Raw genomic sequence first — 6,964 nt, 5'->3', positions numbered from 1 at the left:
GGCATCTTCACCAAGATCATCGAGCGGAACACCACCATCCCGACCAAGCGGTCGGAGGTGTTCACCACCGCCGACGACAACCAGCCGTCCGTGGAGATCCAGGTCTTCCAGGGCGAGCGGGAGATCGCCGCCTACAACAAGAAGCTGGGCACCTTCCAGCTGACCGGCATCCCGCCGGCGCCGCGCGGCGTGCCGCAGATCGAGGTCACCTTCGACATCGACGCCAACGGCATCGTCAACGTCTCGGCCAAGGACCTCGGCACCGGCAAGCAGCAGTCGATGACCATCACCGGCGGCTCGGCCCTCCCCAAGGACGAGATCGAGCGGATGATGAAGGAGGCCGAGAAGTACGCCGAGGAGGACCGGCGGCGCAAGGAGGAGGCCGAGGCCCGCAACCAGGCCGAGACGCTGGCCTACTCGACCGAGAAGTTCCTCAAGGAGAACTCCGAGAAGGTTCCCGAGGACGTCAAGAAGGAGGTCGAGGAGGCCATCGCCGACGTCAAGAAGAAGCTGGAGGGCGGCGACATCGAGGCCATCCGGTCCAGCTCGGAGAAGCTGGCCCAGGTGAGCCAGAAGATGGGCGCGGCCATCTACGCCCAGAACCAGTCCGCGGGCGAGGGCGCGGCCTCCGGCTCCGGCGCGGACGCGTCCGGCGACGGCAAGTCCCAGCAGGACGACGAGGTCGTCGACGCCGAGATCGTCGACGACGATAAGAAGGAGGGTGGTGCCGCGTGACGACCCCTCCCGGCAAGGGCGAGGGCGAGGAGCGCGAGGCCCCGGTGATCCGCGACCGGCGCCGCATCGACCCCGAGACCGGCAAGGTCCGGGAGAGCGGCCAGAACCAGGCCGCGTCGGCGTCCGGCAAGGGCGGCTCCGGCGCGGCGCAGCCGGCCGCGCCCGCGTCGTCGGGCGGCGGTGAGGAGGTCGCGGCGCTGAAGGCCCAGCTCGAGGAGCGGACCGCCGACCTGCAGCGGCTGAAGGCCGAGTACGACAACTACCGCAAGCGGGTCGAGCGCGACCGGCTGGCGGTGCGCGAGCAGGCGCTGGCCAACGTGCTCAACGAGCTGCTGCCGGTGCTGGACGACATCGGCCGCGCCCGCGAGCACGGCGAGCTGACCGGCGGGTTCAAGTCGGTCGGCGAGGCCCTCGAGGCGGTGGTCGGCAAGCTCGGGCTGGAGAAGTTCGGGGAGAAGGGCGAGCCGTTCGACCCGATGGTGCACGAGGCCCTCATGCACTCGTACTCGTCCGAGGTGACCGACACCACCTGCGTGGACGTCCTGCAGCCCGGCTACCGGATCGGCGAGCGGGTGCTGCGGCCCGCGCGGGTCGCGGTGGCCGAGCCCGCCCCCGCGGCCGAGGACGGCGGCCAGGCCGCCGAGTCCGCCGCCGAGTCGGCCGCGGCCGAGGGCGACGGCAAGGCCGAGGGCGAGGGCGGCGAGCCCGATTCCGCCGGCGACGGCAAGTAGATCCCCTTCCGCGACGGTCCCGCCTCGACGACGATGATCGAGGCGGGACCGTCCAGACGAACGACGAACGTGGCGCGAGCAGAGAGCGGGGCACCGTGAGCACCAAGGACTACCTGGAGAAGGACTACTACAAGGTCCTCGGTGTCTCGAAGACGGCCTCGCAGGACGAAATCAAGAAGGCTTACCGCAAGCTGGCCCGCAAGTACCACCCGGACGCCAACAAGGGCGACAGCGAAGCCGAGGACCGGTTCAAGGAGGTGTCCGAGGCCTACGACGTCCTGTCCGACGAGAAGCGGCGCAGAGAGTACGACGCGTTGCGGTCGATGCCGGGCGGGTTCCGCGGCGGCCAGCAGGGCGGCGGCTTCGGCTTCGACCTGGGGGACCTCTTCGGGCAGACCGGGGCGGCCGGCGGCGCCGGGGAGCGCCTCGGCGACCTGTTCGGCGGACTGTTCGGACGCGGCACCCGGACCACGGCCGGCGCCCGGCGGGCGCGGCGCGGCGCCGACGTCGAGACCGAGGTGACGCTGTCGTTCGGCAAGTCGCTGTCGGGCGCGACCGTGCCGATCCGGCTGAGCAGCGAGAAGGCGTGCCCGAGCTGCCAGGGCACCGGCGCCCGCAGCGGCACCGTGCCGCGGGTGTGCCCGTCCTGCGAGGGCACCGGCATGGAGACCCGCAACCTGGGCAGCTTCGGGTTCCAGGAGCCGTGCCGGCAGTGCCGGGGCCGCGGGCTGGTGGTGGACGACCCGTGCCCGAACTGCCGCGGCAGCGGCCGCGCCACCGGCACCCGCACGATCCAGGCGCGCATCCCCGCGGGCGTCAAGGACGGGCAGAAGATCCGGCTGCGGGGCAAGGGCGCGCCCGGCGAGAACGGCGGCCCGGCCGGCGACCTGTACGTGAACATCAAGGTGCGGCCGCACGCCGTGTTCGGCCGCAGCGGCGACAACCTGACCCTGACGGTCCCGGTGACGTTCGCGGAGGCCGCGCTCGGCGCGGAGATCAAGGTGCCGACGTTCGGGGGGCAGCCGGTGACGCTGCGCCTGCCGGAGGGCACCCCCAACGGCCGCACCTTCCGGGTGCGCGGCCGCGGCGCGCCGCGGCGCGACGGCACCAAGGGCGACCTGCTGGTGACCGTCGAGGTGCAGGTGCCGCAGAAGGTCGACGACCCGACCCGCGAGCTGCTGGAGCGGCTGCGCGCGGCGGGCGGCGGTGACGAGCTCCGCGGCGAGCTGCTGCGGCAGGCCAGGGAGGAGTGAGCGCCCCATGGAGCCGTTCGGCGACGACACCCCGGTCTACGTGATCTCCGTGGCCGCGCAGCTGTCCGGGCTGCATCCGCAGACGCTGCGCACCTACGACCGGCTCGGGCTGGTCTCCCCCGGCCGCACGGCCGGGCGGGGACGCCGGTACTCGATGCGCGACATCGTGATGCTGCGGGAGATCCAGCGGCTCTCCCAGGAGGAGGGCATCAACCTGTCGGGCATCAAGCACATCCTGGAACTGCAGCGCGAGAACGCCCGGCTCCGCGAGGAGCTGGAGGCCGCCCGGGCCGCGCTGGAGGAGCTGAGCAACGAACTCGAGTCCACCCGCGCCGTCGCGGCGCGCCTGGCGCAGCAGCGGCGCCGCGGGGACACCGGCGGCGGCTCCGGAGGCGACCTCGTGCCCATCCGCAGCACCAGCGTGGTGCTGTGGCAGGAACGCCACCGCGATTAGCGCCGCCGATACCGGCCCGCCGAGGCCGAGGGGGAGCTGAGGCACATGGACTACAAGCTGACGCAGAAGAGCCAGGAGGCGGTGTCGGTCGCGGTCCGCCGGGCCGCAGCCGAGGGCCACCCGCAGGTGGAGCCGCCGCACCTGCTGACGGCGCTGATCGGGTTGAGCGACGGCACGGCCGTGCCGCTGCTGGAGGCGGTCGGCGCCGACTGGCGGGCGGTGCGGCGCCGCGCCGAGGAGCTGCTGGAGCGGCTGCCGAGGGCGGCGGGCGCGACCGTGTCGTCGCCGCAGCTGTCCCGCCAGCTCATCGTGGCGATGAACACCGCCGCCAACCACGCCAGGCGGCTGGAGGACGAGTACGTCTCCACCGAGCACCTGCTCGTGGGCCTGGCCTCCGACGGCGGCGCCGTGGCCGACGTGCTCAAGGAGTTCGGGGCGACGCCGCAGGCGCTGCTGGAGGCGTTCGAGCGGGTGCGCGGGCACGCCCGCGTCACCAGCGAGAACCCCGAGGACACCTACCAGGCGCTGGAGAAGTACGGCGTCGACCTGACCGCGCGGGCCCGCGAGGGCAAGCTGGACCCGGTGATCGGCCGCGACACCGAGATCCGCCGCGTCGTGCAGGTGCTGTCGCGGCGCACCAAGAACAACCCGGTGCTGATCGGCGAGCCCGGCGTCGGCAAGACCGCCGTCGTGGAGGGCCTGGCGCAGCGGATCGTGGCCGGGGACGTCCCCGAGTCGCTGCGGGACAAGCAGCTGGTCGCCCTGGACCTCGGCGCGATGGTCGCGGGCGCCAAGTACCGCGGCGAGTTCGAGGAGCGCCTCAAGGCCGTCCTCAACGAGATCAAGGCCAGCGAGGGCCGGATCATCACGTTCATCGACGAGCTGCACACCGTGGTCGGCGCGGGCGCGGCGGAGGGCGCGATGGACGCGGGCAACATGCTCAAGCCGATGCTGGCCCGCGGCGAGCTGCGCATGATCGGCGCGACCACGCTGGACGAGTACCGGGAGCGGATCGAGAAGGACGCCGCGCTGGAGCGCCGGTTCCAGCAGGTGTACGTGGGCGAGCCGTCGGTCGAGGACACGATCGCGATCCTGCGCGGCCTCAAGGGCCGCTACGAGGCGCACCACAAGGTCCAGATCAACGACTCGGCCCTGGTCGCCGCCGCGTCCCTGTCCGACCGGTACATCACCGCCCGGTTCCTGCCGGACAAGGCGATCGACCTGGTGGACGAGGCCGCGTCCCGGCTGCGCATGGAGATCGACTCGCGTCCCGTCGAGATCGACGAGCTGCAGCGCACCGTCGACCGGCTGCGCATGGAGGAGCTGGCGCTGGCCAAGGAGACCGACGAGGCGTCCCGCCAGCGCCTGGAGCGGCTGCGCAAGGACCTGGCCGACAAGCAGGAGCAGCTGAACGCCCTCAACGCGCGCTGGGACCGGGAGAAGGCCGAGCTGAACCGGGTCGGCGAGATCAAGGAGCGGATCGACCAGCTGCGCGGCGAGGCCGAGCGCGCCCAGCGCGACGGCGACCTGGAGACGTCCGCCCGCCTCATGTACGGGGAGATCCCCGCGCTGGAGAAGCAGCTGCAGGAGGCGTCCCAGCAGGCCGAGACCCGCGAGGCCATGGTGAAGGAGGAGGTCGGCCCGGACGACGTCGCCGAGGTCGTGGCGTCCTGGACCGGCATCCCCGCGGGCCGCCTGCTCGAAGGCGAGACCGCCAAGCTGCTGCGCATGGAGGACGAGCTCGGCAAGCGCATCATCGGCCAGAAGGCCGCCGTGCGCGCCGTCTCCGACGCGGTGCGGCGGGCCCGCACCGGCATCTCCGACCCCGACCGTCCGACCGGGTCGTTCCTGTTCCTCGGCCCGACCGGCGTCGGCAAGACGGAGCTGGCGAAGGCCCTCGCGGAGTTCCTGTTCGACGACGAGCGGGCGATGACCCGCATCGACATGAGCGAGTACTCCGAGAAGCACAGCGTGGCCCGGCTGGTCGGCGCGCCGCCCGGCTACGTCGGCTACGAGGAGGGCGGCCAGCTCACCGAGGCGGTGCGGCGCCGGCCGTACTCGGTGGTGCTGCTGGACGAGGTGGAGAAGGCCCACCCGGAGATCTTCGACATCCTCCTGCAGGTGCTGGACGACGGCCGTCTGACCGACGGGCAGGGCCACACGGTCGACTTCCGCAACACGATCCTGATCCTGACGTCCAACCTCGGGTCGCAGTTCCTCATGGACGCCGACCTGTCGGACGAGGCCAAGCGGTCGGCCGTCATGGACACCGTCCGGGCCTCGTTCAAGCCCGAGTTCCTCAACCGGCTGGACGAGGTGATCGTGTTCGACTCCCTGTCCACCGAGGAGCTCACCGGCATCGTCGACCTGCAGATCGACCGGCTGCGCCGCCGTCTGGCCGACCGCCGCCTGACGCTGACCGTCACCGAGGCGGCCCGCGAGTGGCTGGCGCTGACCGGCTTCGACCCGCAGTACGGCGCCCGCCCGCTGCGCCGCCTGGTGCAGTCGGCCATCGGCGACCAGCTGGCCCGCGCCCTGCTGTCCGGCGAGATCCGCGACGGCGACGAGGTCGTCGTCGACCGCGCCGACAGCGCCGACGCCCTCACCGTCGCCCCGGCCCACGCGGTCAATCTGGCCAAGTGACACGACCGGTCACCGGACCGCCGGTGACCGGTCGCGCATGCCCCCGGCGCGCGCGGAGGAGGCGTCAGAATGATCCGTCCACTGCTCGTGGACGAGTACCGGACCGGCGACGCCGCTCTGCTGGGAGGCGGCACGGCTGTGATCGACCGTGCGGCGTCCCCGCCGCGTCTGATCGTCAGGACCGGTGAGGCGCTGCGGGTCTACGAACTGACGTCCGGAACCCGCTCTGCCACCGACCCCGTGGCGGTCTTTCCCGGCAGATCCGAGGGGCCGCCGATCGTCGGCTCAGGTCCGGTGGCGCCGGACCTGTCCCATGCCGTGCTCGTGGAAGAGCACTCCTACCGGCTCGTCACGCGGGACGGGCGGGTGTTGTGGACGCGCCCGGCGGCCTCCGCCCGCCACGTCCGGTGGGCCCGGTCCAATCGACTGTGGCTGGCCGCTCCTCCTGATCCGGGGGCCGACGGCGACACGGTGTGCCTCCTGCTGCTGACCCCGGCCGGGGACGAACTGCAACGCCTGGTCGTCCCGTTCGGAGGCCGCAGCCGTTCCGTTCACCTGGCTTTGCACGCCAACGGACAAGCCGTCGCGGTGGGCGTCCAAAGCACCTCCCAGGCGGCGACCTACGCAGTCGGCCGCGACGGCGAGCTCTCCCTGATCCCGGACCGCGCGCTCTTGGACGCCGCCCCGAACGGCTCAGGATTCGTCACCGTCGGGAGAAGCGGGGACACCACTGATGCGCGGTGGCACGACACCGGCGCCGTCGTCACGTGTGCCGATCTCCTCGCATCGGAGAAGGACGCCGAGCCGGGGCACATCCGCCCCTATCTCTCCGCGCCCAGCGGCGGCTTCCTGGACGCCGACACCCTGCTGCTCAGCCTGGAGGACGACTACGACGAGGCCGAAGTCGAGATCTTCGGGTCGGACCGCTGGCGCCCGTCGAGCCACTGGCTCGTCGCCTCAGGACGCCCCCACGGCATGATCGTTTATCCCGACACCCACTGCTCGGACGACCTCTGCGCGGCGATCCCGCTCGGGGACGGAACATGGCTGACCCACCACGGCGAAGCGATCCACCGCTGGCGCGTGGATCACTGACCACCCGCGCAACGCGCGTCCGGCGCTACGGTATCGGGTCCGCGTTCCCGCAC

General features: G+C 72.2%; 6 protein-coding genes. All 6 read left to right on the top strand.

The window, feature by feature from the left end; all coding sequences use genetic code 11:
* Positions 1–735 (top strand): Hsp70 family protein (locus AR3_RS01905; protein WP_157406598.1); only part of this gene is annotated, 735 nt, incomplete at its 5' end.
* The gene (grpE, locus tag AR3_RS01900) at positions 732–1,466 is read left to right on the top strand and encodes a nucleotide exchange factor GrpE (RefSeq protein ID WP_067907301.1); all 735 of its coding nucleotides are present in this window, start codon (positions 732–734) and stop codon (positions 1,464–1,466) included. The genes AR3_RS01905 and grpE, both read left to right, overlap by 4 nt.
* A 95-nt stretch (positions 1,467–1,561) precedes the next feature.
* Complete coding sequence (dnaJ, locus tag AR3_RS01895) at positions 1,562–2,719, top strand: molecular chaperone DnaJ (RefSeq protein WP_067907299.1); 1,158 nt, start codon at positions 1,562–1,564, stop codon at positions 2,717–2,719.
* Between the two features lie 7 nt (positions 2,720–2,726).
* Complete coding sequence (locus tag AR3_RS01890) at positions 2,727–3,173, top strand: heat shock protein transcriptional repressor HspR (RefSeq protein ID WP_067907297.1); 447 nt, start codon at positions 2,727–2,729, stop codon at positions 3,171–3,173.
* Between the two features lie 45 nt (positions 3,174–3,218).
* Positions 3,219–5,816 carry an ATP-dependent chaperone ClpB gene (gene clpB, locus AR3_RS01885; protein WP_067907295.1) on the top strand — a complete coding sequence of 866 codons (2,598 nt, stop codon included), beginning with the start codon at positions 3,219–3,221 and terminating at the stop codon, positions 5,814–5,816.
* A gap of 69 nt (positions 5,817–5,885) precedes the next feature.
* The gene (locus AR3_RS01880; RefSeq protein WP_067907293.1) at positions 5,886–6,911 is read left to right on the top strand and encodes a hypothetical protein; all 1,026 of its coding nucleotides are present in this window, start codon (positions 5,886–5,888) and stop codon (positions 6,909–6,911) included.
* The last annotated feature ends 53 nt before the right edge of the window (positions 6,912–6,964 follow it).

The sequence above is a fragment of the Actinomadura rubrobrunea NBRC 15275 genome, assembly GCF_001552235.1.
GTDB classification, from domain to species: Bacteria; Actinomycetota; Actinomycetes; order Streptosporangiales; family Streptosporangiaceae; genus Spirillospora; species Spirillospora viridilutea.
The sequence above is the reverse complement of the archived record's forward strand: the minus strand, read 5'-3'. Positions and strand labels throughout refer to the sequence as shown.

Bases quoted from the DNA above. Each gene is read 5' to 3' on its own strand.
- AR3_RS01890 (WP_067907297.1), top strand. From the start codon at position 2,727: ATGGAGCCGTTCGGCGACGACACCCCGGTCTACGTGATCTCCGTGGCC.
- clpB (WP_067907295.1), top strand. From the start codon at position 3,219: ATGGACTACAAGCTGACGCAGAAGAGCCAGGAGGCGGTGTCGGTCGCG.
- AR3_RS01880 (WP_067907293.1), top strand. From the start codon at position 5,886: ATGATCCGTCCACTGCTCGTGGACGAGTACCGGACCGGCGACGCCGCT.